The 24,993-nt window shown below is 70.4% G+C and carries 26 protein-coding genes; 14 read left to right on the plus strand and 12 right to left on the minus strand.

All coding sequences use genetic code 11. The annotated features are described in order from the left end of the window. Positions 1 to 138 precede the first annotated feature (138 nt). Both ACWDU4_RS13350 and ACWDU4_RS13355 read right to left on the minus strand, forming a co-directional pair. A complete protein-coding gene (locus ACWDU4_RS13350) occupies positions 139 to 969 on the minus strand; it encodes an ABC transporter permease (RefSeq protein ID WP_450114390.1) in 831 nt (276 codons plus the stop codon). Beyond that, positions 966 to 1,955, minus strand: coding sequence for an ATP-binding cassette domain-containing protein (locus ACWDU4_RS13355; RefSeq protein ID WP_450114391.1), 990 nt, complete (start codon positions 1,953 to 1,955; stop codon positions 966 to 968). The genes ACWDU4_RS13350 and ACWDU4_RS13355 overlap by 4 nt, the downstream gene beginning before the upstream one ends. Before the next feature lie 173 nt (positions 1,956 to 2,128). Here ACWDU4_RS13355 and ACWDU4_RS13360 point away from each other — a divergent pair, with 173 nt between their 5' ends. Then, entirely contained in the window at positions 2,129 to 2,332 is a 204-nt protein-coding gene (locus ACWDU4_RS13360; RefSeq protein ID WP_450114392.1) for a hypothetical protein, read from the plus strand. Positions 2,333 to 2,345: 13 nt separating this feature from the next. Here ACWDU4_RS13360 and menE read toward each other — a convergent pair whose 3' ends face one another. The 6 genes from menE to ACWDU4_RS13390 form a co-directional block, all read right to left on the minus strand. Further along, the gene (gene menE / locus ACWDU4_RS13365) at positions 2,346 to 3,506 is read right to left on the minus strand and encodes an o-succinylbenzoate--CoA ligase (RefSeq protein WP_450114393.1); all 1,161 of its coding nucleotides are present in this window, start codon (positions 3,504 to 3,506) and stop codon (positions 2,346 to 2,348) included. A 36-nt stretch (positions 3,507 to 3,542) separates the two neighbouring features. After that, positions 3,543 to 4,919: an FAD-dependent oxidoreductase gene (locus ACWDU4_RS13370; RefSeq protein ID WP_450114394.1), complete on the minus strand. Its 1,377-nt coding sequence runs from the start codon at positions 4,917 to 4,919 to the stop codon at positions 3,543 to 3,545. A gap of 94 nt (positions 4,920 to 5,013) precedes the next feature. Then, complete coding sequence (locus ACWDU4_RS13375) at positions 5,014 to 5,340, minus strand: DUF3349 domain-containing protein (protein ID WP_450114395.1); 327 nt, start codon at positions 5,338 to 5,340, stop codon at positions 5,014 to 5,016. A gap of 17 nt (positions 5,341 to 5,357) precedes the next feature. Beyond that, complete coding sequence (locus ACWDU4_RS13380; RefSeq protein WP_450114396.1) at positions 5,358 to 5,681, minus strand: DUF3349 domain-containing protein; 324 nt, start codon at positions 5,679 to 5,681, stop codon at positions 5,358 to 5,360. A gap of 62 nt (positions 5,682 to 5,743) precedes the next feature. Beyond that, on the minus strand, positions 5,744 to 6,028 hold the full coding sequence (locus ACWDU4_RS13385; RefSeq protein ID WP_450114397.1) for a hypothetical protein: 285 nt from the start codon (positions 6,026 to 6,028) through the stop codon (positions 5,744 to 5,746). Positions 6,029 to 6,045: 17 nt separating this feature from the next. After that, complete coding sequence (locus ACWDU4_RS13390) at positions 6,046 to 7,362, minus strand: anion permease (protein ID WP_450114398.1); 1,317 nt, start codon at positions 7,360 to 7,362, stop codon at positions 6,046 to 6,048. 314 nt (positions 7,363 to 7,676) lie between these two features. Here ACWDU4_RS13390 and ACWDU4_RS13395 point away from each other — a divergent pair, with 314 nt between their 5' ends. The 5 genes from ACWDU4_RS13395 to ACWDU4_RS13415 all read left to right on the plus strand — a co-directional run bounded on the left by ACWDU4_RS13395 (position 7,677) and on the right by ACWDU4_RS13415 (position 13,412). Next, the gene (locus tag ACWDU4_RS13395) at positions 7,677 to 9,095 is read left to right on the plus strand and encodes an ABC transporter substrate-binding protein (RefSeq protein WP_450114399.1); all 1,419 of its coding nucleotides are present in this window, start codon (positions 7,677 to 7,679) and stop codon (positions 9,093 to 9,095) included. Positions 9,096 to 9,204: 109 nt separating this feature from the next. Next, entirely contained in the window at positions 9,205 to 11,550 is a 2,346-nt protein-coding gene (locus ACWDU4_RS13400; RefSeq protein WP_450114400.1) for an ABC transporter permease, read from the plus strand. Beyond that, positions 11,537 to 12,316 (plus strand): ABC transporter ATP-binding protein, encoded by a 780-nt coding sequence (locus ACWDU4_RS13405; protein WP_450114401.1) that lies wholly within the window; start codon positions 11,537 to 11,539, stop codon positions 12,314 to 12,316. Before ACWDU4_RS13400 ends, ACWDU4_RS13405 begins: the two co-directional genes overlap by 14 nt. Next, a complete protein-coding gene (locus ACWDU4_RS13410) occupies positions 12,313 to 13,056 on the plus strand; it encodes an ABC transporter ATP-binding protein (RefSeq protein ID WP_450114402.1) in 744 nt (247 codons plus the stop codon). The genes ACWDU4_RS13405 and ACWDU4_RS13410 overlap by 4 nt, the downstream gene beginning before the upstream one ends. Positions 13,057 to 13,058: 2 nt before the next feature. After that, complete coding sequence (locus tag ACWDU4_RS13415; RefSeq protein ID WP_450114403.1) at positions 13,059 to 13,412, plus strand: hypothetical protein; 354 nt, start codon at positions 13,059 to 13,061, stop codon at positions 13,410 to 13,412. Between the two features lie 47 nt (positions 13,413 to 13,459). Here the strand turns inward: ACWDU4_RS13415 and ACWDU4_RS13420 are convergent, their stop codons facing one another. After that, a complete protein-coding gene (locus ACWDU4_RS13420) occupies positions 13,460 to 15,070 on the minus strand; it encodes an MFS transporter (protein ID WP_450114404.1) in 1,611 nt (536 codons plus the stop codon). 169 nt (positions 15,071 to 15,239) lie between these two features. On the opposite strand from ACWDU4_RS13420, the gene ACWDU4_RS13425 reads away from it, so the two are divergent. After that, positions 15,240 to 16,679, plus strand: coding sequence for a hypothetical protein (locus ACWDU4_RS13425; protein ID WP_450114405.1), 1,440 nt, complete (start codon positions 15,240 to 15,242; stop codon positions 16,677 to 16,679). 48 nt (positions 16,680 to 16,727) lie between these two features. Here ACWDU4_RS13425 and ACWDU4_RS13430 read toward each other — a convergent pair whose 3' ends face one another. Together ACWDU4_RS13430 and ACWDU4_RS13435 are read right to left on the minus strand one after the other, a co-directional pair. After that, positions 16,728 to 17,108, minus strand: coding sequence for a VOC family protein (locus ACWDU4_RS13430; protein WP_450114406.1), 381 nt, complete (start codon positions 17,106 to 17,108; stop codon positions 16,728 to 16,730). 1 nt (position 17,109) lies between these two features. After that, positions 17,110 to 17,583 (minus strand): hypothetical protein, encoded by a 474-nt coding sequence (locus ACWDU4_RS13435; RefSeq protein ID WP_450114407.1) that lies wholly within the window; start codon positions 17,581 to 17,583, stop codon positions 17,110 to 17,112. 184 nt (positions 17,584 to 17,767) lie between these two features. On the opposite strand from ACWDU4_RS13435, the gene ACWDU4_RS13440 reads away from it, so the two are divergent. Continuing rightward, positions 17,768 to 18,583 (plus strand): IclR family transcriptional regulator, encoded by an 816-nt coding sequence (locus ACWDU4_RS13440; protein WP_450114408.1) that lies wholly within the window; start codon positions 17,768 to 17,770, stop codon positions 18,581 to 18,583. A 58-nt stretch (positions 18,584 to 18,641) separates the two neighbouring features. On the opposite strand, the gene ACWDU4_RS13445 is transcribed toward ACWDU4_RS13440, so the two are convergent. Continuing rightward, entirely contained in the window at positions 18,642 to 19,559 is a 918-nt protein-coding gene (locus ACWDU4_RS13445) for a 1,4-dihydroxy-2-naphthoyl-CoA synthase (RefSeq protein ID WP_450114409.1), read from the minus strand. Between the two features lie 97 nt (positions 19,560 to 19,656). Here ACWDU4_RS13445 and ACWDU4_RS13450 point away from each other — a divergent pair, with 97 nt between their 5' ends. From ACWDU4_RS13450 to ACWDU4_RS13475, 6 genes are all read left to right on the plus strand, one after another. Continuing rightward, complete coding sequence (locus ACWDU4_RS13450; RefSeq protein WP_450114410.1) at positions 19,657 to 20,295, plus strand: PaaI family thioesterase; 639 nt, start codon at positions 19,657 to 19,659, stop codon at positions 20,293 to 20,295. 32 nt (positions 20,296 to 20,327) lie between these two features. Then, complete coding sequence (locus tag ACWDU4_RS13455; RefSeq protein ID WP_450114500.1) at positions 20,328 to 21,113, plus strand: 2-phosphosulfolactate phosphatase; 786 nt, start codon at positions 20,328 to 20,330, stop codon at positions 21,111 to 21,113. A gap of 101 nt (positions 21,114 to 21,214) precedes the next feature. Then, positions 21,215 to 22,195 carry an o-succinylbenzoate synthase gene (locus ACWDU4_RS13460; protein ID WP_450114501.1) on the plus strand — a complete coding sequence of 327 codons (981 nt, stop codon included), beginning with the start codon at positions 21,215 to 21,217 and terminating at the stop codon, positions 22,193 to 22,195. Positions 22,196 to 22,338: 143 nt separating this feature from the next. Further along, a complete protein-coding gene (locus ACWDU4_RS13465) occupies positions 22,339 to 22,785 on the plus strand; it encodes a DUF6918 family protein (protein WP_450114411.1) in 447 nt (148 codons plus the stop codon). Positions 22,786 to 22,880: 95 nt separating this feature from the next. Then, the gene (gene menD / locus ACWDU4_RS13470; protein ID WP_450114412.1) at positions 22,881 to 24,584 is read left to right on the plus strand and encodes a 2-succinyl-5-enolpyruvyl-6-hydroxy-3-cyclohexene-1-carboxylate synthase; all 1,704 of its coding nucleotides are present in this window, start codon (positions 22,881 to 22,883) and stop codon (positions 24,582 to 24,584) included. Then, on the plus strand, positions 24,581 to 24,991 hold the full coding sequence (locus tag ACWDU4_RS13475; RefSeq protein WP_450114413.1) for a DUF3592 domain-containing protein: 411 nt from the start codon (positions 24,581 to 24,583) through the stop codon (positions 24,989 to 24,991). The genes menD and ACWDU4_RS13475 overlap by 4 nt, the downstream gene beginning before the upstream one ends. Positions 24,992 to 24,993: the final 2 nt, after the last annotated feature.

The following is a 24,993-nucleotide window of genomic DNA, read 5'->3' on the forward strand; positions in this document are numbered from 1 at the left end:
CGTCGAGCGCCTGCTCGACGCGGTCACCGGCACGCCTCGTCACCGGGCCCGACTCCTGATCCTCGAGGCGCTTCGCGCCCGTGAGTAGTTCCGGCCCGCATGGGGACCGGAACCACTCACGAGCGTGCAGCGCCTGTCCTACGTCTTGCGCATGTAGGTGCGGACGGCGAGCGGGGCGAAGATCGCGATCACGGCGGCGGCACCGACCAGCGACCACACGACGGGCATGCCTGCGTGGCCGTCGTTCACCAGTTCGCGGACGGCGGTCACCAGGTGCGAGACCGGGTTGACGCTCACGAACGTCTGCATCCAGCCCGGCATGGTGTGGGCGGGCACGAACGCATTGGACATGAAGGTCAGCGGGAACAGGACCAGCATCGAGATGCCCTGCACCGACGAGGCCTTGCTCATGAGCACTCCCATCAGGGCGAAGATCCAGCTGATCGCGAACGCGCACACCATCACCAACAGGCCCGCGGCGACGAGGCCGAGTGCCCCGCCGTCCGGGCGGTAGCCCATCGCGTAGCCCATGGCGAACGTGATGGTGGTGGCGATGGCGTACCGCACCATGTCGGAGATCAGCGCACCGGCGAGCGGGGAGATACGCGCGATGGGAAGGGATTTGAATCGGTCGAAGACCCCCTTGTCCATGTCCTCGCGCAGTTGGGTGCCGGTGACGATGGATGCAGTGATCACCGTCTGCACGAGGATGCCGGGGATGATGATCGGCAGGTACGCGGAGACGTCGCCGGAGATGGCGCCACCGAAGATGTAGGTGAACATGACCGTGAAGATCAGCGGCTGGATCACCACGTCGAACAGTTGCTCGGGATTGTGCTTGAGCTTGAGCAGGCCGCGACGGGCCATCGTGAGCGACTGTGCGACGGTCGCACCGAGGCCGACGGATCGGGCCGCGGGCGGGACGCCGGCCTCGGGGACGCTGGTCCGGGTTGCCACTGCGGTGGTCATGCGATGCTCCGTTCGGTGTCGTCGGCGTCGGCCGTCTGATCGGCGTCGTGGCCGGTGATGGTGAGGAAGACCTCGTCGAGGCTGGGCTTGCTGACGGTGATCTCGTCGACCACGATTCCGTTGTCGCGCAAACGGATCAGCAACTCCGGGGTGATCGAGGTGTCGGTCAGGGGAGCGGTCAGCCGCACCGCTTCGGGGCTGACCGCGACGTCGACTCCCAGCGCGTCGGCGAGCAGGGCGCGCGTCGCCTCGACGTCCGCGCGGTCGACCAGGCTCAGTTGCAGTGACGAGGTCCCGACGGACGCCTTGAGCTCGTCGGCGGTGCCGTCGGCGATCACGCGTCCGTGGTCGATCACCGCGATCCGGTCGGCGAGCTGATCGGCCTCGTCGAGGTACTGGGTGGTCAGCAACACCGTCGAGCCCTCGGCGACCAGTCGCCGGATGGTGTCCCACATCTGCGCGCGGGTGCGCGGGTCGAGTCCGGTGGTCGGTTCGTCGAGGAACAGCAGGGGCGGGTGTGCGATCAGGCTGGCGGCCAGGTCGAGGCGCCGGCGCATGCCGCCGGAGAAGTACTTCAGCGCCTTGCCCGCCGCCTCGGTGAGCGCGAACTCCTCGAGCAGGTCGGCGGTCTTGCGTCGGGCGTCCGCCCGGCTCAGGCCGAGCAGCCGGGAGAAGATCATCAGGTTCTCGGTGGCGGTGAGGTCCTCGTCGACGGACGCGTACTGACCGGTGACGCCCACCAGCGAGCGGACGGCGGTCGGCTCCGCGGCTACGTCGTACCCGAAGATCCGGGCCGTGCCCGCGTCCGGTTTCAGCAGCGTCGCGAGCATCCGGATGGTGGTGGTCTTGCCCGCGCCGTTGGGGCCGAGCACGCCGTACACGGAACCGGTCGGGACGGTCAGGCTGACGCCGTCGACCGCCGTGAAGTCGCCGAAACGCTTGACCAGCCCGTCCGCCTCGATGGCGGGGGGAGTCGACAGGTTCATGCGGAGTCCTTTCGGATCGGTGTTGGTCCCCACCCTCCGATGGCCCGCTTGCGCGCCCCTTGCGTCGCCCTTGCGTCTCGACTCGGGATTCCGCCGGGTTCATCATGAACAGACGTTCATGAACAGGTGTTCATGCTTTTGGTGCGCAGGTCCATGCCGCGCTCCTGCAGGCGATGCGCCGGTACGAGGAGCCGGACGCGGTGCGGCTCGCCGCCTTCGCCGACGTCCCCGCGGCCGTCACCCTTATCAGCGGCGCCTGGCACGACCTGGTGCTGAGGGGACTGCAGGCCGGCGCGGTCCCTCCGGCGGCGGAGCCCGACGACCGGCTGATCGACGCCCTGGTCGCCACCGTGCTCCGCGGCATCGCGCGGCACTGACCGGGACGTCCGGTCAGCGCTCGGGGCGGGTGAAGCGGGCGGCGAGGGCGCGGCGGTCGACCTTGCCCGGCCCGCGCAGCGGCAGCGCGCCAAGCAGGTGCAGCTCGCGGGGCGCGGCGGTCGGGTCGAGGGAGCGAATCACGTGCTCGCGCAACGACTCCAGTGTCGGATTCGAGCCGGGCGTCGGGACCACGGCGGCCGTCACCCGCTGCCCCAGCCGGTCGTCGGGCAGTGCGAACACCGCGACCTCCGCGACCTCCGCGTGGGTGACGAGCGCGGCTTCGACCACCTGTGGGACGACGGTGAGCCCGCCGGTGGAGATGGCCTCGTCCAGCCGGCCGAGGATGCGCAGCACCCCGTCCTCCACGACGCCGGCATCGTCGGTGCGGAACCAGCCCGGCTCGGCGAACGCCGGATGCTCCGGCAGGTTGCGGTAGCCGGACGCCAGCACCGGGCCGCCGAGCAGAACTCGCGAGTCGTCGTCGACGCGAACCCGCACCCCGTCGAGCGCGACGCCGTCGTACACACAGCCGCCGCAGGTCTCGCTCATGCCGTACGTGCGGACCACCGTGATGCCGGCCGCCCGGGCGCGCTCGAGGACCGGCGCCGGGGTGGCGGCACCGCCGAGCATGACGGCGTCCAGATCGGCCAGCGCCGCCGTCGCCTCGGGGTGGTCGAGGGTCTTGACCAGCTGCGTCGGGACGAGGGAGGTGTAGCGCCGAGGTCCGCGCATCGCGGCGACCGCACGGGGCAGCGCGCCGGGGTCGAAGCCGCCCGAGACATCGACGACCGCCGGCTCGTGCCCGGCGAGCAGCCCGCGCAGCAGGACCTGCAGGCCCGCGATGTGGTGGGCGGGCAGCGCAAGCAGCCACGACCCCGGTCCGCCGAGCCGGTCGTGGGTGGCGGTGCCGCTGGACCGCAGCGCCGCCGCCGACAGCTGCGCTCCCTTCGGGACACCGGTGCTGCCCGAGGTGGCCACGACCAGCGCCACCGACCCGTCGATCGGTTCACCCGGGGACAGTGCGCCGGACAGCCGCGCGATCTCGCGGTCGTCGGCGGCGGGGACCGGCAGCAGTGCCGGACCGCCGCCGACGAGGGCGCGCTCGAGCGCGGGGAGAATCTCCGCGACCGCCGGACCGGTCGGGACGGTCAACGTCTGCAGCACGGAACTCACCCGCCCCATGCTGCCAGAACGCTCGGGCCTCGCCGGTCACGCGGGCATGCCTGCAGTGCGGCGGGCAGGTACGGGCGAGGTGGCACCGAGGGCGGCTGCCGGACGCAGGTTGCCGCGCAGGACCCGAGCGGCGGTCACCGGGCGCAGCAGCGCCGTGGGGCGCTCGAGCAGGTTGATCACGCGCAGGAACTGCGCCCCGACATTCGGGTCGGTGGCGGCGGCGCGATGCACCCTGGCCGTGTATGCGTTCGAGATCCGGGTGCGGGTACTGCGCCTGCCCTCGACGCAGGGAATGTTCAGGTCGCTGTCCGACGACGTCGTCCAGGCGTCGTCGAGGAGCCGCCGGATGCGGTGCAGGAAGCGGGGTGCCAGCGCCTCGATTCCCTGACCCAGGCATCGGCGCAGCGCCAGTGCCTGCGCGCCTGCGACGCTCATGCCCTGGCCGTAGACCGGGTTGAAGCAGCAGATCGTGTCCGCGAACGGCAGATAGCGCTCAGGGAGCGGGAGCGCCTCGTAGTGGCGGCGGACCGTTGTCGGGATCCGGTAGCGCACCGGCTCGTCCAAGGGTTCGGCCTCGGCGACGAACCTGCCGAACTCGGGGGCCGGGAGCGTGGCCGCGAAGGCCGCGAAACCGTCCGGGTCGAGAGGCGGTTCGTCGTGGGCGTAGCCGGTGACGGTGGTCACCCAGGCGCCCTCCTCCTGCGCGAGGATCACCCCACCGCGCGGGAGATCCGGGGTCGCGCCCACCGCCACGCCGAGCGCGCCGGCGAGTTGGGCCGGATCGCGCCGGAAGTGGCGAGTGGCGTAGGCGAGGCCGATGCTCAGCCGGTCCTCGGGGGGCCGGGGGCACCCGAACGACTCGAGCCACGGCTGCGTCTGCGAACTGCGGCCCGACGCGTCGAGCACCAGATCGGCGTCCACCGCCACGTACCTGGATGCCTGACGCACGGTGACGCCCGTGACCCGCCTGCCCGATTGGTCACCGGTGAGATCGACCGCAGCGCAGGACTCGGCGACGGAGACGTTCGGCAGCGCGCGCACCCGGTCCCGCAACTGCCACTCGATCAGCGGCCGGCTCGCTCCGACCGCGCGCACGCCCGCGTGGCTCGACAGGTGACGCTGTCCGTCGAGGACCACCCGGAACGTTTCGCCGGCGTCGCCGGTCGGGGCGCCCCTGGAGATCAGGTCCGAGGTGAACCCGGGGAAAAGGTCGTCGAATGCGTCCGCGCCCCGGGCCAGCAGCACGTGTGCGTGCCGCCCCTGTGGCACACACTTGCGCGGGACCGGATCCGTCGGGAGCGCGTCTCGTTCGACAACCGTCACCCGGTGGTAGAACTCGCTGAGCACCCGCGCGGCGACGAGTCCACCGACGCCCGCACCGATCACGACGGCATGGTCACCCTGGATCGTCATGACGATCGCCTCTTTCACACTGGATTGGCTTCAACCCAGCGTCGGCGATCGGGTGCCGCGACGTCACGAGTGGCCGACTACTCGGATCTCCCGGTCAAATCGGGCGGTACGGGTTCTGCTGCTCCTCGTCCCACGGGCCGGCGAGGGGCCAGCCGCCGGCCGCGAGGTGTGCGCGTACCCGCGCGATGTCGGTTTCGAGTGGCATCTCGTCGGTCACCTTCGTGATCAGTACGCCGATGTCGATCCGGTCGACCGGGGACTCCTGGTCGACGAGGGCGTCGGTGACCGTGCGGACCTCGTCGTCGGACAGACGACGGCGCAGCAGGGCGATCAGGGGGACGTAGTCCTGCTCCGGCACGCCGTTGGGATACCCGGCACGCAGCCAGCCGAGAATCGAGGTGAGAAACGGTGGAAGGCTCACTGGGTACCCCCCTCTCCCTAGGGTTCGTCGTCGAGGCCCGCGAGCGGCCATCCCGCGGCGACCAGCACCGATGCCACACGCGTGATGTCCTCGGTGGACGGTTCGGTGTCGGTGACCTGTTCGATCAGTTCGCCGATCTCGTTGCGCGTGATCGTCGGGTCCGGCGCCTTGCCCGCAGCCTCGGCGAGCGCCACCGAGACGTCCTTGATCTGCTCACCGGACATCTGCCGGTACAGCAGGGCCACGAGCGGGACACGGTCCTTCGGCGGCACGCCCTCCGGGTATCCGGCGCGCAACCACTTCAGTACCGACAGCGGGAATGACGCTTTCACGGTGCTCACAAACGTTGCCTCTCGACGCCATGGTCTCCCGACCATGCGGTCTCACGCCAGTGCGGTCGACGCTAGAACAGTTGGATTCCGAACGTGTGATCGAGGAAGTCCGCCATGATGAACAGGATGCCGGTGACGATCGCGATCACCACGATCGCGAAGCATGCCACGGCCGCCGCGGTGGACAGGGGGCTTCTGGTGGTGGTCGCCGGGGCACCCGACTCGTCCACGGTCGTGGTGCCGGATCCGAGCAGGCGCAGTCCGAACGCGAACATGGCGGGCAGCCCGGCGCCGAGCACGAGGCCGACGAGGATCACCTGCCACAGTGATTCGGCGGTTTTCGTCAACAGGTCCATCGGGTGCTTTCCGTCGGTCAGGCCGACACGTTGTCGGCGGGCTTGACGCGTGGGGCCGGCGTGACGGCTGTGGCGTCCGGCAGGACTTCGGTCACGCCGGGCGGGGCGGGAATGTCCTTGACCAGCGCGGCGTCCAGGGCGGTCAGATCTGTGAGCACGACGTCCGTCGTGTCCGGCAGGGACGGGACGGCGGCCTCCGGCTCGACGCGTCCGGTCCACTCCGCGTTGACGTTGCTGTGGTCGACCGGCTGACGGCGCGAACGCAGATACATCAGCGTGGCCAGCGCCAGCAGGATCGCGAAGACCACCAGCACGCCGGGCAGGCCACCGATCAGGTGGGCGATGCCCCAGCAGATCGCGCCTGCCAGTGCGGCGGACGGCAGGGTGATCAGCCACGCGACGCCCATCCGGCCCGCCACGCCCCAGCGCACCTCGGCGCCGCGCCTGCCGATGCCGGTGCCCATGATCGATCCCGTCGCGACGTGGGTGGTCGACAGCGGGAGACCGAGGTGGCTCGAGGTCAGGATGATCGCCGCGGACGACGCCTCCGCTGCCATGCCCTGCGGCGCGGCGATCTCGACCAGGCCCTTGCCCAGGGTCCGGATGACCCGCCAACCGCCGAGATAGGTGCCCAGCGCGATCGCGACCGCACAGCTGAGCTTGACCCAGAACGGCATCGGCGCATCCGCGGTGATGGTGCCGTGCGCGACCAGGGCCAGGAAGATCACGCCCATCGTCTTCTGGGCGTCGTTCGTGCCGTGGGCGAGGGAGACAAGCGACGCCGACCCGACCTGGCCGAGCCGGAAGCCGCGTTCCTTGGTGTCCTCGCGGACGCCGTGGGTGATCCGGTAGATCAGCCAGGTCCCGCAGGCCGCGACCAGACCGGCGACGACGGGGGCCAGCAGTGCGGGCACGATCACCTTGCTCAGCACGCCCGCCCACTCGACGCCGTTCATGCCGATGCCGGCGATCGCGGCGCCGATCAGGCCGCCGAACAGGGCGTGCGAGGAGCTCGACGGGATGCCGAACAACCACGTCAACAGATTCCAGAGGATGCCGCCGACCAAACCGGCGAAGACGATCAGGAGGAGGTCCTCGCCGCCGGTCGAGCTGAGATTCACCACGCCCTTGGCGACGGTGGCGGCGACCTCGACGGAGAGGAACGCACCGACCAGGTTCAGGGTTGCGGACAGTGCCACCGCGACTTTTGGTCGAAGAGCCCCGGTTGCGATGGAGGTGGCCATCGCGTTCCCGGTGTCGTGGAAGCCGTTGGTGAAGTCGAACCCGAGGGCTGTGACGACCACGACGAGAAGAACGATGAGTTCCGCGTTCACAAGCTTCCATCCTCCGTTACGACGGCGTAAAAGTCGAGTCACGAGGCGGCCGTGGGGCGTGCTCTTCGGCACAGGCGCGACAAGCCCTGGCCTGGTCGTTCGATCGGCCTTGCGAGCAGGACACGATCGGGTCACGGGGGTGGGAAGCGTCACACGAGTTTCGTCGATGTGGCCGAACTCACGCTCAGGTCTCACTCACCGGGAATGGGCGATTCTGGCGGCTATCCGCTGGCTAGCGTCCCCGCATCGAGTGACGCAGAACACTTCTTTTCCGCGTCTACAGCTCGACCGCGTCAAGAACGGAGACACCGATCGTGAACCCACGCAAGCCCGCGAAGCTCCTCGCGGCCCTCGCACTGTCGGCCGCATTGGTCTCGGCATGCGCCACCGACCGTGGTGGCGACGCCGGCGTGCCGACGTCGGGCGGCGCCGGCGACGCGAAGTCCGCGTCCGCGTCCGACACCAAGTTCGGCACCCTCGCCTCCCCGTGCGGCGCCGGTGACGCGAAGGGCGCCACCGATCAGGGTGTCAGCGACACCGAGATCAAGATCGGGTTCGGCGACGACCGCGGCTACGCGCAGAGCCCCGGCCTGAACAAGGAGATGTCCGACGCCGTCTCCGCGATGATCGACTGGTGCAACGAGCAGGGCGGCATCAACGGCCGCAAGATCGTCGGCACCGACTACGACGCGGCGATGACCAACGCAAACACGGTCATGCAGGAGGCGTGCCGCTCCGAGTTCATGATGGTCGGCCACGGCTTCGCCATGGACCAGACCGCCGAGCAGACCCGCGTGGCCTGCAACATGGCCGCCGTCCCCGGCTTCACCGTCTCCCCGGACGCCGCGAGTGGTCCGATGTCCTATCAGGGCGTGCCGTTCCCGGTGGACTACGCCAACGGTGCCGCCTGGTTCCAGATGGCCCAGATGCACCCCGACCTGCTGAACGACTTCGATCTCGTCGGGTCGACGATGCCGACGATCATCACCTCGCTGGCCAAGACCCGCTCGATGGCCGAGGCCGCCGGCTTCAAGCTCAAGGACTGCGGCGTCACCCTCAACTACCAGGGTGAGCCGAGCTACGTGCCGTTCGCGGAGAAGTACAAGCAGTGCGGCGTCAAGGGCCTGTGGACCTCCCGGTCGCCGGTGCCGAACGAGTTCAACTTCTTCAAGGCGGTGGACCAGGTCGGCATCGACCCCATCATCTTCGGCGAGGCCACCTGGTACGGAAACTCCGCGCAGACCTTCAACAAGGAAAGCGGCATCCTCGACAACCTCAATGCCGACATGACCTTCCAGATGCTCGAGAACGCCGACAAGGTTCCGGCCGTCGCGAAGTACAAGGAGTTGGTCGCGGCGGAGGGCGGCAAGACCGCGCTCCTCGGCATGCAGTCCACCTCCTCGTTCCTGCTGTGGGCCACCGCGGCGAAGGAGTGCGGCTCCGACCTGACCCGCCAGTGCATGGTCACCGAGCTGTCCAAGATCCACGAGTGGGACGGCGGCGGCCTGCACGCGGTGACCGACCCGGGCAAGAACATGCCGGCCAAGTGCGGCCTGATGGTGTCGCTGAAGGGTGACAAGTACACCCAGGTCTTCCCCGAGCAGGCCGCCGAGTTCGAGTGCAACGACAAGTACCTGATCAAGACCGACCCGTCGACCTGGGGCACCGAGCTCGGCCCCGACCGGATCTCCACCAAGTACCTCGGACCGAACGTGATCAAGCCGCAGGTCTGATCGCTGCGGCTCACGGACTCTCACGGGGGCGGTGCGGCGCACGTCGCACCGCCCCCGTTATCCGACCTAGCGTTAAACACCTAGGGCCCCCACCACCAAGGGTTCTCACATGGACACTTTCGTGACATTCACGATCCTGGGCCTCGTGCTCGGTTCCGTGTACGCGATCGCCGCCTCCGGGCTGGTGCTCACCTACAACACCTCCGGCATCTTCAACTTCGCGCACGGCGCACAAGCCATGCTCGGTGCGTTCGTCTACTGGCAGCTGAGCGTTGGCTGGGGGGTGCCGACCCCGCTGGCCCTGCTGATCGTGCTCGGCGTCTTCGGGCCGCTGATGGGCCTGGGCCTGTACTTCCTGATCATGCGGGGGCTGCGGGACACCGCCGAGGTGACCAAGATCGTGGTCACCGTCTCGATCATGCTCGGGATGCTGTTCCTGTCCCAGTGGTTCTGGCACCCGGAGGACCCGCGCACCCTGCGGATGTTCTTCGGTGACGACGCCAAGTTCTCCTTCTTCGGTGCCACGGTGCACGTGCACGAGCTGATCTGCCTGATCGCCGCTGTGGCGATCGCGCTCGGTCTGCGCCTGCTGTTCACCCGCACCCGGATGGGCGCGACCATGCGTGGTGTCGTCGACGACCCGGACCTGCTCCGCCTGAGCGGCCACAATCCCGAACGGATCGCGGGCTTCTCCTGGGCGCTGAGCTCGATGCTCGCGGTGCTCGCCGGCATCCTCATCACCCCGATCAGCGGCGGCACCCTCGAGGCCAACCTGCTGACGCTGCTGGTGATCGACGCCTTCGCAGCCGCCATGTTCGGCCGGCTGCGCAGCATCCCGCGCACGTTCGTCGGCGCGGTCGTGCTCGGCCTGGCCGGCACCTACCTGCTCGGGTACGCGCCCACGACCTGGACGTGGACGTCCAACCTGCGAGTCTCGCTGCCCATGATCGCGCTGTTCGTGGTGCTGATCGTGCTGCCGCAGGATCGCCTGCGCGGCGCCGCCGTCCGCACCCGCGAGCGCTACCACGTGCCGTCGGTGCGCAAGGCCGTCGGCTGGGCCGTCGCGCTCGTGGTGATCGTGTACCTGATCCGTCTGCTGATGGTCGAGTCCGCGGTGACCACCCTGACCATCGGCATCTGCTTCGCGATCATCGCACTGTCACTGACCCTGCTCACCGGATACGCCGGCGAGATGAACCTGGCCCCACTGTCCTTCGGCGCGATCGCCACGATCATCGTGTACCACTTCGGCATCACCGGATCCGGTCTCGCGCAACGGCTCACCATCGTCGGCGTCATCCTCGGCGTGATCGTCGCGGCGCTCGTCGGCGGACTCGTGGCACTACCCGCCCTGCGCCTGCGGGGGCTGTACCTGGCCCTGGCGACCATGGCGTTCGGCGTGTTCCTGTCCAACATGGTGCTGCGCGACACCACCGAGCACGAGCTGTTCGGGCAGAAGTTCTCCATCTTCACCGGTGGCAACCTGGTGATCCCGCCGCTGCAGATCGGACCGCTCGACCTGGGGAACCCGACGACATTCCTGATGACCGTCACCGTGGTGTTCGCGGTGCTCGGCGTCGTGCTGATCGCGCTGCGCAACAGCGGCTACGGCCGCCGGCTCACCGCGATGAAGGACAGCCCCGCCGCGTCGGCGATGCTCGGGCAGAGCCTGGTCAAGCTGAAGCTCAGTGTGTTCGTGCTGTCGGCGGGCATCGCCGGTCTCGGCGGCATCCTGATGTCGTCGGCGATGGGTTCGGTCTCCGGGGAGTCGTTCACGATCATCATCAGCCTGTCGCTGCTCATGCTCACCGTGGTCGCGGGCATCGGTTACGTCAGCGGCGCCTTCTTCGGTGGCGTGATGGCCGGTGTCGGCTTCTCGGTCATCATGGTCTCCTTCAACAACCTGGCGAAGGCCCAGCCCGACCTCGAGGGCCTGTACCTGCTGCTCGGCAACATCGCCGCGGTCAGCCCGGCGCTGATCGGTATCGGTGTGGGACACAACCCGTCGGGCAGTGTGCACCAGGTCGTCGAGGGCTACCGCAAGCTCAAGGATGCCAAGCCGGTGCTGATCGGCGGGGCCGCGGTCGTCGCGGTCGCGTACGTGCTGGCACTGACCGGTGTCCTGGACAACTGGTGGTTTGCCTCGATCACCATCGTCACGGTGTTCGCGCTGCCGGTGATCGGCGAGATGCTCATGCCGACCGAGGTTCTCGGAGCCGAGGAGGCCGCGCGCCGGCGTCCCATCGACCCCGAGACGATCGGCATCGACGAGCCGTACGACGACGAGGTCATCGCACGGGTCGACCGGGAGCTCGGCCTGCCCGCGAGTGTGCGGCCGGCCTCGCCTGTCGCGGCGACCTCCGCGGCAGGCAGGCACGCCAGTGACGGTGCCGCGCCGGCGACCACCACCGGATCCGAGCCCGAGAAGGAGTTGACGACCAATGCCGTCTCCTGATGCGACACCACTGCTCGAAAGCCCGCTCCTCGAAACCCGGGGCGTCACCGTGCGATTCGGTGGTCACGTGGCGGTCAACGACGTCAGCCTCGCCGTGCACGCCGGCTCCGTCACCGGTCTCATCGGCCCCAACGGCGCCGGCAAGACCACCCTGTTCAACACCGTCACCGGTCTGCAGAAGCCGACCGCGGGGCGGGTGCTGATCGACGGGCAGGACGTGACGGGCAAGGCGCCCTACAAGCGGGCCCGGCTCGGGCTGGCCCGCACCTTCCAGCGGCTGGAACTGTTCCTGTCCCTGTCGGTGCGGGACAACCTGCGGGTGGCCGGGGACATCCACGGCACCGGACTGCGGGGCACCGGCGTTCGCGGTCGCCGTGATCTCGCGGCCGAGACCGACCGGCTCCTCGAACTGACCGGGCTGACCGACGTCGCGGACAAGGACGTGTCCGACATCCCGACCGGCCGGGCCCGGGTCGTCGAGGTGGCGCGCGCACTGATGACCGACCCGCGGGTGCTGCTGCTCGACGAGCCCGCATCCGGTCAGACCGAGAAGGAGACCGAGGACTTCGCCGAACTGCTCGTGCGGTTGGCGGGGGAGGGGCTCGGCATCTGCCTCGTCGAGCACGATCTGCCGCTCGTCATGCGGGTGTGCTCGCGGATCCACGTCCTCGACTACGGATCCCTGATCGCCTCGGGGACCCCCGTCGAGGTCCAGAACGACCCGGCGGTCATCGCCGCCTACATCGGAACGGAGGAGGTGGCATGACGGCACCCACCGAGACCGCGGCGGATTCCGTTGCGGTGCAGCCGGAACCGCTGCTCGAACTGGCCGGCGTGCGCGCCGGGTACGGGGCCATCGAGGTGCTGCACGGGGTCGACCTGCAGCTGCACCCCGGCGCCGTCGTCGCGCTCCTCGGCCCGAACGGCGGCGGCAAGACGTCGACGCTGAAGATCTGCTCCGGCATCCTTCCGGTGACCTCCGGCGAGTTCCGGCTCGCCGGCCGGTGCGTCAACGGCGTCGACGCCGCCACCCTGGCCCGGCTCGGGATCTGCACCATCCCGGAGGGGCGGGGCGTGTTCGCCAACCTCACCGTCCGGGAGAACCTCTGGGTGGCCACCGGGACCGGCGCCAGCCTGAAGGACCTCGAAGAGGTTGCCTACGAACGCTTCCCGATTCTCGGCAAGCGGCGTGGCCAGCTCGCCGGATCGATGTCCGGCGGCGAGCAGCAGATGCTGGCGCTCTCCCGTGCGCTCGGCACCGCGCCGACGGTGCTGCTCCTCGACGAACTGTCGATGGGACTGGCGCCCCGTGTCGTGACCGAGATGTACGACATCGTCGGGCAACTCGCGGCCGAGGGACTGTCCATCCTCGTCGCCGAACAGTTCGCCCGGGCCGTCCTGCCGATCGCCACCTCGGCGGCGCTGATCCTGCAGGGCCGGGTGGTCCGGACCGGGAAACCCGCCGACATCGACCGTGAACTTTCAACCAGCTACCTAGGAGGATGACGATGACCGCAATCGCGGAGGACCGTCGCGACCAGTTCAAGAAGGACGTGTCCGAATTGAAGTTGAAGACCGAGACCGGCAGCGGTGACGGCAAGGCCCGCATCGTGGGCCTGGTGTTGATGGTGGTCGGCGCGGTGGCGACTTTCATCGTCTACTTCGCGTCGCTGTCCCTGGACGATCTGCGCAACATCGCCTCGTACCAGATCCTGGCGACCGCGCTGCTGGCGCTGACCGTCATCGGTGCCGCCGTCTACCTGGCGGGAGCGGTGGCGCGGGTGCTGCGGCTGTGGCTGCTGCGCCAGCTCTACGAGGCCCAGGCGCAGGCCGACCGCATCACCGAGGCCCTCGGCAAGTAGAGGCACCGCGCGCCCGTGCGTGATCTTCACCCCGACCTGGGTGAAGATCACGCACGGGTGACCGGATCGCGCGGAAGGCGGCGGGCCGCGAAGAGCGCACCCGCCGTGATCAGCGCGGCGAGCGAGAACGCCACCTGCAGCGCCTCGAGACGGGCCTGCGCGTTCACCTCGACCACCGCATTCACCGTGTCCGCCGGGATGCCGGCCTCGTCGAGGGCCGCGGTCAGCTGGGTGTCGGACAGGAACGGCACCCCGGCGGCCAGTTCGGTACTCGCCTGCTGCTGCACCGACGGCGGCACCGCCGGGTTCGACTCGATCCCCGCGACGACCGACGAGCTCAGCGTCGCGATCAGCACCGACCCGATCAGCGCCGTCCCCAGCGAGGCGCCCAGGTTGGTGGCGGTGTTCTGCAGGCCCCCGACCTCCGGGCTCTTCTCGTCCGGCACCGCCGACACTGTCACCGCGCCGAGCTGCGAGGACAGTGCGCCGAGACCGAGGCCCATCAGCAGCATCGGGAACGCGACGACCGCCGCGTTCGCGCCGGGATCCATTCCCGCGGCGAGGATCACGATGCCGACGAGCATCGCGATCAGCCCGAGCCGCACCACCCGCCGCGGGCTCGCTCGCGGCCACACCTTCGGGATGCCCACGGCCGCGACCAGCAGCGCCACCGACAGCGGCAGCAGGCGCACACCCGTGCCCAGTGCGCTCAGCTGAAGCACCACCGACAGGAACAGTGGGACGGCGAAGAACACCCCGGCCTGAATCATGAACTGCGCGAGGAACATCGTGAGCCCACCGTTGAGCTGACGGTTGCGCAGCAGTGTCAGGTCCAGCAGCGGCTGCCCGCCGCGCGCGGCCAGGCGCGACTCCCAGCGCAGGAACAGCTGGATCACCAGGAGTCCGGCGAGGATCAGCCAGAACACCGGCGACAGCCCGAAGAACTCGGGGCCGCCGGGACGCACCCGCACCCACCCCCATTCGCTCGACCTCAGCACACCGAACACCGCCAGGCCCAGGCCCGCAGCGGACAATCCCGACCCGACCAGGTCCAGCTTCACCCGCTGCGGCGGCACGTCGGAGATGCGCCGCAGCACCAGCAGGATCGCCACCACGATCACGACCTCACCCGCGAACACGTACCGCCAGGACGCGAACGTCGTCACGGCGCCGCCGATCAGCGGACCGGCCGCGACGGCCATCGCGCCGGCCGCGGCGATCAGCCCGTACGCGGACGTCCGGCGCTCGGGCGGGAAGTTCGCGGCCACCAGCGCCACGATCGCAGGCATGATCAGCGCCGCACCGATCCCCTCGAGGAGGGACCAGCCGATCAGCAGCACGGCCAGGTTCGGTGCGAGGGCCGTCGTCGACGACCCGAGGCCGTAGATGACCAGCCCGAGTCCGAATGCCCGGCGCCTGCCGAGGATGGTGCCGATCTTGCCGCCGGTGATCATCAGGGTCGCCATCACCAGCGTGTACAGGGTGATCGCCGTCTGGATCCCGGTGATCGTGGTGCCGAGGTCGGCGGCCACCGACGCCATCGACACGTTCATCACCGAACTGTCCAGCGTCATCAGGAACTGGCCGGCACCGAGGACGGTGAGCACCAGTGCGGAGCCGCTCCGGGTGGTGTCGGGTTCTCGGGTACCAGCACTCATGGGGCCGCCTCGCCGTTGTCGCCGTCCGGGCACACCGATTGTGCGCCGCGCGCACCGCGAGCACAGCATCTCCGGCGGGTCGGGCCCGGGAATCACCCCGGGCGGATGAGGCGGGCCGACCGGCGGTTCTGGTGTGATACTCGCGGGGCGACGAACAGGGAGGTCGGCGATGACAGGACCGGAGCACGGTGCACCGCTGACACCGGACGAGCGGGCCGAGCTGGAACGGCTGCGACGTGAGGTCGCGGAACTGCGGGCGGCCCCGCCCGCGCCGCAGCCGGCGGTCGCGGCCGCCCCTCCGACCTCCGGACATCCGGCGCTGCGGTGGACGGCCGCCGGTCTGCTCCTCGTGCTCGTCGCGGTCCTCGGAATCGGTGCGGTGGCGGCTCGGTACGCGCGCAGTCAGATCCTCGACACCGACCGTTACGTACAGACCGTGGCGCCGCTGGCGTCGGACCCCGCGCTGCAGGCGGCACTGACCGACGAGGTCACCGACCAGATCATGACCCGGGTCGACGTCGAGCAGATGACCGCCGACGCGCTCGGCGCACTCACCGAGGTCGCACCGCGCGTGCCGCCGGCCGTGGTCGGCCTCGCCCCGGTGATCGCCGGACAGGCGCAGTCCTTCGTGCACAACACCGTGTCGCGGCTCGTCACGTCCGATCAGTTCGAGACCATGTGGGTCGAGGCGAACCGGCAGGCGCACCAGGAACTGGTTTCGGTTGCCACCGGTGAGAACTCGGGCGCCCTCAAGGTCAACGACAAGGGCGAGGTGAGTATCTCCCTCGCCGCGATGATCAACACCGTCAAGGCCGAGCTCGTGCAGCGCGGATTCGCGTTCGTCGACAAACTGCCCGACGTCGACGCGACCTTCGTGATCTTCCAGTCGGCCGACCTGGTCAAGGCCCAGCGGCTGGTGAACTGGCTCGACAAGGCATCGGCGGTGCTGCCCTGGTTGACCCTCCTGACCGCGCTGCTGGCGATCTGGGCCGCCCCACGCGGCGGGCGGCGGCGGGCGCTCGCACTGGTCGGGGCGGCTCTTGCGATCGGGATGGGGATCCTGGCCGTCGCGATCAGCATCGGACGGTCCGTCTACCTCGGGCAGGTGCCCACCGACGTGCTGCCGCCCGATGCGGCCGGTGTCCTGTTCGACACCCTGGCGCAGCCCCTGCGCACGACCGTGCGGGCGGTGTTCGTCCTGGCCGTGCTGATCGGGATCGTCGGCTACCTGTCCGGATCGTCGCCGTCCGCGACCGCGATCCGGCGGGCGTACAGCCGGTCGATGGACCGGCTGCGTTCCCCGGACACCGAACGGGAGCCGCGAGCCGTCGAGACCTACGCGGCCCGGTTCCGGATGCCACTGCGGATCGCGATCATCGCGATCGCGGTTGCGGCGCTGGTGTTCTGGCGATACCCGTCCGGGATCGTCGTCATCGTGACGATCCTGATCGCGGTCGTCGCGCTGATTGCCGTCGAACTTCTAGCCCGCCCCGCCCTGGCCCGTGCCGGAGCCCCGGCGCCCGCCGCCGCGTCGGAGGCCGAGGCCGCGGCCGTGGCCGGTCCGAGTGAGCCGCCGCAGCCGAGTGAACGGAATCGTTCGGTCGAGTAGATCGAGTGAACGGAGCATTCGGTCTGCCGGGGGCTCGCCGGGATCGGGTCAGCGGGTGTCGCGGCGCAGCGGGTGGTCGGCGGGGACCTGCACCAGCACGATCGACACCCCGTCCGGGTCGGCGATCCACATCTCGTGCAGGCCCCACGGCTCCTGCCTCGGCTCGCGCGCGATCGTGACCCCCGCGGACATCAGCTCCGCCTGCGCGTCCTCGAGATCGCGGACCTGCAACCAGATCGCGCCCTCGAAGGTCGACTCCACGTCGCCGCCGCCGTGCCCGGCCACCTCGATCAGGTTCTGGCCCGCGAAGAACACCGTCCCACCGGGGTACTCGCGGGCGATCGCCAGACCCAGTGCGTCCCGATAGAACGCGAGGGTTGCCGGATAGTCCTTCGGACGCAGGATGATTCGGCTGCTCAGGATCTCCATGTCACTCCTGTTCCGGATCGGCGGGCCGGGACTCGTGGCCCGGACGGCCGTGGGTACGCCGCGCTTCCTTCATCTCGGCCTCGTTCACGTGCCTGCGTCCGCCGAGTACCCGCTCCCGGGCGGCGGCGTCCCACCGCCGGAACGTCGTCCAGTAGCCGTCGTCGAACTCCTCGACCACCTGGAACGTCCACCTCCCCGGAAGCACGTTGCGGCCGAGCAGGTCGGTGTCGATGTCCCCGGCCAACTCCGGATGGCCGGCGGCTCGCAACGCGGCCACGGCCTCGCCGACCTGGTTGTCCGCGTGCCCGATCAGCTGGTGGAAGGTGTACAGCTGGCCGCGTGCTCGTTCGACCGTCTCGAGGGCCTCGGACAGCTTCCCCACGGCGGCGACCTCGGCGTCGGTGACGCCGTCCGGTCGGGTGTGCCTGCTCTCGGGGCGCTCTCTCGGGTCGTCCGGTGCGACGGCTTCGGTCATGGGGTCAGTCTGCCCGAGTTTCGCCCGGTGTGCGGCGTCCCGTCGTCCGGTGAACCGTTGAAGGAAGGGCACGTGTTTCGTCTGCCGGGTGACCGTCGCGGCCGCGACGCGACCGGACTTGAGCTGTGGCCCCCGTCACTGTAGAAAGAAATTGATTTCAGTTCGGGAACGGGAGGCGGACACCGTGACGGTTGTCGACATCGGACAGTGGCAGGCGGACGCTCCCCGCGACCGAACATCCGCGGCGGCGCGGGAGGGCAGGCGGGAATCGATGCTCGAGCGGATGACGCGGATCATCGACGCCTTCGACGACCCGAACGAGGGGCTCGGCCTCGAGGACGTCACCACCCGCACCGGACTGCCGCGCTCCACCGTGCACCGGATCATGGTCGAACTCCTCGACCTCGGTTGGATCGGCCGCGACGGCCGCGAGTACCGGCTCGGTGCGCGTGCACTCGGCGCCGTCGGCCCGCAGGCGACCCACGCCCGAATCCGCATGGCAGCGGGCAACATCGTGCAGGAGCTGTACCTGCGTACCGGGCTCGTCGTCCACCTCGGGGTGCTCGAGGGCGGTCGAGAACACTTCCTCGACAAGGTCGGCGGCCCGTTCGCGCTCGCGATCCGCAGCCGCGTCGGGTCGTCGCTGGCCGCACACCGCGGCACCGGCGGCCGTGCCATGCTCGCCACCCTGGCACCGGAAAAGGTCGACCGCCTGGTGCGCGCCGAGATCGATGCGGGGGAGCGGCTCGACGGCTGGACGTTGCCGAGTCTGCACCGGGAACTGAACAGGATTCGCGGCGCGGCGGGTATCGCCGTGCAGCGCACCGAAACGAATTCCGGAATCGCCGACGGCGGCATCGCGTCGGTTGCGTCCGCGGTGCGGGCCGGCGACGGGACCGTCGTTTCGCTCTGCGCAGCCGGTCAGGCCCACAAGGTCCGCCTCGACCAGGTGGCACCTCTCGTCAAGGACGCGACGAACCGGCTCGCGGTCGCACTGTGACGGCGTGCGGCCCCGACGCCGAAAGCGTCCGGGCCGCACCGTCATCCGCGCAAGTCGATCAGAAGTACCACGGGTATGGCGACCAGTCGGGGTCGCGCTTCTCCAGGAACGAGTCGCGGCCCTCGACCGCCTCGTCGGTCATGTACGCCATGCGGGTGGCCTCACCGGCGAACAGCTGCTGGCCGACCAGGCCGTCGTCCTGCAGGTTGAAGGCGTACTTGAGCATCCGCTGCGCCTGCGGCGACTTGCCGTTGATCTTCGCCGCCCACTCCAGCGCGACGTCCTCGAGCTCGGCATGGTCGACGACCCTGTTCACCGCGCCCATGTGGTGCATGTCCTCGGCGGTGTAGGTGTCGCCGAGGAAGAAGATCTCGCGAGCGAACTTCTGGCCCACCATCTTCGCCAGGTACGCGCTGCCGTAGCCGCCGTCGAAGCTGCCCACGTCGGCGTCGGTCTGCTTGAAGCGGGCGTGCTCGCGGGAGGCCAGGGTCAGGTCACAGGTGACGTGCAGGCTGTGCCCGCCGCCTGCCGCCCAGCCGTTCACCAGCGCGATGACCACCTTCGGCATGAACCGGATCAGACGCTGCACCTCGAGGATGTGCAGCCGGCCCGCGCGCGCCTTGTCGACGGTGTCCGCCGTCTCGCCCGCGCGGCCGGTGGTCGCATCCACCGCCGTGTACTGGTAGCCGCTGCGGCCGCGGATCCGCTGGTCGCCGCCCGAGCAGAACGCCCAGCCGCCGTCCTTCGGGCTCGGGCCGTTGCCGGTCAGCAGCACGCAGCCGACGTCCGAGGTCATCCGCGCATGGTCGAGGGCCTGGTAGAGCTCGTCGACGGTGTGCGGGCGGAACGCGTTGCGCACCTCCGGCCGGTCGAACGCGACGCGGACGGTGCCCTGCGTGACGTGCCGGTGATAGGTGATGTCGGTGAGGTTCTCGAACCCGGGGACGGGACGCCACAGCTGCGGATTGAAGGTCACGGAGAGCAAGGATAGGCCGAGGGCGAGTCGTCGCCTGCGCGGCGGCGTTGGCGCCGCCTGCGCGACCGCACCCGAGTGGGGGATTACCGTGCACGTCATGAGCGAGAAGGCCGAGCGTGACGGCGACTACGAGCATCACGGCGGATTCCCGGTGTACGCGGCCGACGCCGACAACGGCGGCCCGCACTTCGGTCGGCTCGTCGAGGCGCTGCGCACCGTGCAGGACCTGGCCGTGTCCACCGCGCCGCCGCAGGACGTGATCGAGCAGGCCGCCGAGCAGGCGGAGGCCCTCGCCGCGCTCCTGGCCCCGCATCGGGCACCGGAGGGGCACTACCCCGCCGGCCGGTCGGTCGGACTGCCCGGCCGCGGCAGCCTGCTGATGCTGCCGTGGACGATCGAGAAGTTCGACACCACCGGCGTGCGCTCGACCGGGGTGTTCCGGCGCTACCACATGGGAGGCAACGGCGCCGCGCACGGCGGGGTGCTGCCGCTGCTGTTCGACGACCTGTTCGGCATGGTCACCCACGCCTACGGGCGCCCGATCAGCCGCACCGGCTACCTGCACGTGAACTACCGCAAGATCACCCCGTTGGAGACCCCACTGGTCGTCGAGGGCGTCGTCGACCGGGTGGAGGGCCGCAAGACCTTCGTCACCGCTCGGCTCACCGAACCCGACGGCACGCTGCTCGCCGACGCCGAGGCGCTGATGATCGTGCTCCTGCCCGGGCAGCCCTGAGCCCCGTGTCCACGTTCGACAGCCCGAAGGCGGTGCTCCCGGAGCACCGCCAGTACGGGCACCGGATCCGGTTCGACTGGGGCCGGGAGGGGGCGGCCGCCGTCGCCGACGGCTGCGAGGTCGCGGTCGTGGTCGACGTGCTGTCGTTCACCACGACCCTGACCGTCGCGCTCGACGCCGGCGCCGCCGTCTACCCGTACCCGTGGGACCCGGCCGGCGCCGCCTCCTACGCGGCCGAGCGGGACGCGGTGGTCGCGGTCGGCCGTTCCGTCGCCGGGCCGGGACAGCCCAGCCTGTCGCCGCTGTCTCTGCGTGCCGGCGCCGTGCCGCGGCGACTGGTGCTGCCGTCGCCGAACGGTTCGGCGCTGGCCTTCGCCCTCGCCGACACCGATACCGCGGTCGGTGCCTCGCCGCTCGTCGTCGGGGCGTGCCTGCGCAACGCGTCCGTCGTCGCCCGCTGGATCGCCGGCCGCGGCGCCGGATCCGTCGCGGTGCTCGCCGCGGGGGAGCGGTGGCCCGACGGCACGTTGCGCCCGGCCGTCGAGGACCTGTGGGGCGCCGGGGCCGTCCTGCGGGCGCTGGCCGACCTCGGCGGTCACGGAATGTCCCCCGAAGCGCTCGCGGCCGCAGCGGCTTTCGTGGACGCGCGCCCGTCGATCGGCGCGCTGCTCGACGACTGTGCGAGCGGCCGGGAGCTGACGGCGAAGGGCTTTGCCGGGGACGTGGGCGTCGCCGCCGAGATCGACACCAGTGGCGTGGTGCCGCTGCTGCGTGACGCCGCGTTCGTCGACGCCTCGACCGAAGGAGCTGCCCGGTGACCGACCGAACCCCCGCCGAGGCTTCGCCCGAGCAGAACCGAACCCCCGCCGAGGCTTCGCCCGAGCAGAACCGAACCCCCGCCGAGGCTTCGCCCGAGCAGATCCGCCCCACCCTCGACGAACTTCGCTCCACCGCCAGGGTGGTCGCCCTGCCGATGCGGGTTCGTTTCCGCGGCATCACCGTGCGGGAGGTGCTGCTCGTGCGCGGACCCGCCGGGTGGGGCGAGTTCGCGCCCTTCCCCGAGTACGACGACGCCGAGTCCGCCGCCTGGCTGCGCTCGGCGATCGAGAGCGCGTGGGTCGGGCCGCCGCCGCCGCGCCGCGCGTCGATCGAGGTCAACGCGACCGTGCCCGCCGTCCCCGCCGAGCAGGTCCCGCAGATCCTCGCCCGGTTCCCCGGTGCCCGCACCGCGAAGGTGAAGGTCGCGGAACGGGGCCAGACCCTCGCCGATGACGTCGCCCGCGTCGCCGTGGTCCGCGAGCACGTCGACCACGTCCGCGTCGACGCCAACGGCGGCTGGACCGTCGACGAGGCGATGGCGGCGTTGTCGGCACTGACCGACGGCGGCGCCCTGCAGTACGCCGAACAGCCCTGCGCCACCGTGCCCGAACTCGTCGAGCTGCGCCGGCGTCTCGCCGAGCGGGGACTCCGCGTCCCGATCGCCGCGGACGAGAGCATCCGCCGCGCGGACGACCCCCTGCGCGTCGTCCGTGCCGGTGCCGCCGACGTCGCGGTCGTGAAGGTGGCGCCGCTAGGGGGGACCCGGGCCCTGCTGGGACTGGCGGACGAACTGGCCGGGTACGGCGCGCGCGTGGTGGTCTCCAGCGCCCTCGATTCCGCCGTGGGGATCGCAACCGGGCTGGCCGCCGCGGCGGCGCTGCCGTCCCTGGACCTCGCGTGCGGGCTGGGCACCGGTGGTCTCTTCGAGGCCGACGTCGCTCCGCCGCTCCGGTTGTCCGGCGGAGAACTCGCGGTCGCCGCCGTGACGCCGGACGAGGATCGACTCGCCGCACTGGCCGCATCGTCCGAGCGCACGGCGTGGTGGTTGGATCGGATGGCCCGCTGTCACGCGCTGCTGTGAGTGCGCTGGGAGATTGCTGTCCGGTTCGACCGGCTCCGTGATTCTCGTGGCTGCTGTGGTCTGGGTGACTGGAGTTGATGGTGGGGTCGGGTCGTCGTATAGGGTCGGCGCTCTACATTCACGCACTATCGGAGGCATTGAAAGTGGTTGCAGCACTGAACGAAACCCTGCTCGACCCGGCGCGGCTGCCCGCAGTCGTCGCGGACGTGCAGGAGCTCATCGACGCCGAGGTTTCGGACAAGTCCGGCGCCTCGGGTCTGGCCCTCAAGACCGGCTACGGCGCCGTCAAGAAGGTCGGCCCGTCGATCGTTCCGGACGCGGTCGAGGGTCTGCTGCCGAGCTTCGTCTCCCGCCTCGAGCCGTTCTGGCAGGACTACGGTTCCGCCGGTGGAGCGGGCTTCGGTGACTTCCTCACCGCCCGCGGCGACGAGGTCGCGGACGCCCTGCTCGGGGTGACCGACGAGAAGATCGAGGGCACCAGCAAGGGCGCGGTCAAGAAGGTCTACTCGACCCTGCGTCCGTCCGCGAAGAAGAACGTCGTCGAGGCCCTGCCCCGGCTCGGCGCGCTCGTCCAGAAGCACGCCGGCTAGGCAGCTTCGCTGCCTGTGCGCGTTTTTGGTGGCCGGAGTCACCAAAAGCGCGCACAGGCGCGCAGCGCGTTTGCGGCGTCTGACACCCTGGAACCGTGAATCCGTCCACCGCCCAGGCCACCGCAGTCGTCGACGAACTGATCCGCGGTGGGGTTCGTGACGTCGTGCTGTGCCCGGGTTCGCGCAACGCGCCCCTTGCCTTCGCGCTGCAGGCCGCCGACGCCGCCGGACGGATCCGACTGCACCTGCGGATCGACGAGCGCACCGCCGGCTTCCTCGCTCTCGGACTCTCGGTCGGCTCCGGTCTTCCGGTGCCGATCGTGATGACCTCGGGCACCGCTGTCGCCAATCTCGGGCCTGCCGTGCTGGAGGCCAATTACGCCAGGGTGCCGCTCGTCGTGCTCTCCGCGAACCGGCCGTACGAAATGCTCGGCACCGGCGCCAACCAGACCGTCGAACAACTCGGGCTTTTCGGCTCCCAGGTGCGGGCCACGATCAGTCTCGGTCTCGCCGAGGCCACCGGCGAGGGGCTCCGCGCGGGAGGCGATGGGTCGTTCCGCGGGCTCCGTTCGGGGGCCGACCAGAACAGCCAGTGGCGCAGCGCGGTGTGCCGGGTACTCGCCGCCGCCCGCGGCACCCGCTCCGGCAACGCCGGACCCGTGCACTTCGACATCCCGCTGCGCGAGCCGCTGGTGCCCGACGTACATCCGCAGGGGCCGGTCCCGGAGGGCAGGCCCGACGGTGCCGCCTGGACCACGACGGCGCACGCCACCCTCGACGTGCCGCTCGAGATCGACCTCACACCGGACACGGTGGTGATCTCCGGCCACGGCTCCGCGCACCGCCCCGAACTCGCCGGGCTGCCGACGGTCGCCGAGCCGACCGCACCCATGCACGGGCTGCCGGTGCACCCCCTTGCGCTCTCGCAACTGAACCCGCGACAGGCGATCATCACGGGCAGGCCCACCCTGCACCGCCCGGTGTCGAATCTGCTCGCCGACCCGCGGGTGTCGGTGTTCGCGCTGACCACCGGGCCGCGCTGGCCCGACGTCTCCGGCAACGTCCTGGCCACCGGCACCCGGGCCATCGTGAGCGGTGCGCCCGCGCAGTCGTGGCTGGATCGTTGCCGGCACCTGACCGAACACGCGGACAAGGCCGTTCGTCAGCAACTGTCCGCGCACCCGCGGGCCACCGGACTGCACGTCGCCGCGGTCGTCACCGATGCCCTCGGCGGAGGATCGGCCGCCTCCGGCAGCGCCGGCGACCAGTTGCTCCTCGGCGCGTCCAACCCGGTCCGGGACGCCGCCCTCGTCTGCTACCCGCGACCCGGCGTCAAGGTGCTGTCGAACCGCGGCGTCGCAGGCATCGACGGCACCGTCTCGACCGCGGTCGGCGCGGCGCTGGCCGCCGACGCCGCCGGCGGCGGTCGGACAATCGCACTGATGGGCGACCTGACCTTCCTGCACGATGCGTCCGGGCTGCTGATCGGCACCGGGGAACCGCGGCCCGCGGACCTGACCATCGTCGTCGCCAACGACGACGGCGGCGGGATCTTCGAACTGCTCGAGCAGGGTGACCCGCAGTACGCGGGCGTCTTCGAGCGGATCTTCGGCACCCCGCACGGCATGGACCTGTCCGCACTGTGCGCCGCCTACCGGATCGAACATCACGCCGTGACCTGCGACCAGCTCGCCACCGAGTTGACGCAGCCGTTCGGCCGCGGCATCCGGGTCCTCGAGGTCGCCACCGACCGGTCCGGTCTGCGTGACCTGCACGCAGCCGTCCGGGCCCAGCTGTGACCGCCACGACCGCGCGACGCGTCACCCGGGGGGTGCTGGTGGCCGCCGTCGCCATCTCGGTGCTCGCGGTGCTGCTGGTGCTCGCGGCCTGGCGCAACGACCACACCATCGACTCCGACAAGGGTGTCGCGACGGCGGAGGTGCTCTCCGCAGGCGCCCTGCGTTCGGCGGTCAGCTTCGTCACCCCGGACGGCGTGACGCACACACCGCGGCTGGGTGTGCTGTACCCGACCAACCTGACCGCCGGCCAGCGCATCGACGTCGAGTACGCGCGCTCGGATCCCGACCTGGTGCGGGTGTCGGGCCGCGACGTGCGGGTCGCGTTGCTGCCCGCCGGGTCCGTGATCGTGGTGACGTGGCTGGTCGCGGCGCCGATCCTGTGGTTGGTCCGGCGGCGGACGGCGTGACC

The sequence above is a fragment of the Rhodococcus sp. NPDC003348 genome (assembly GCF_053589375.1).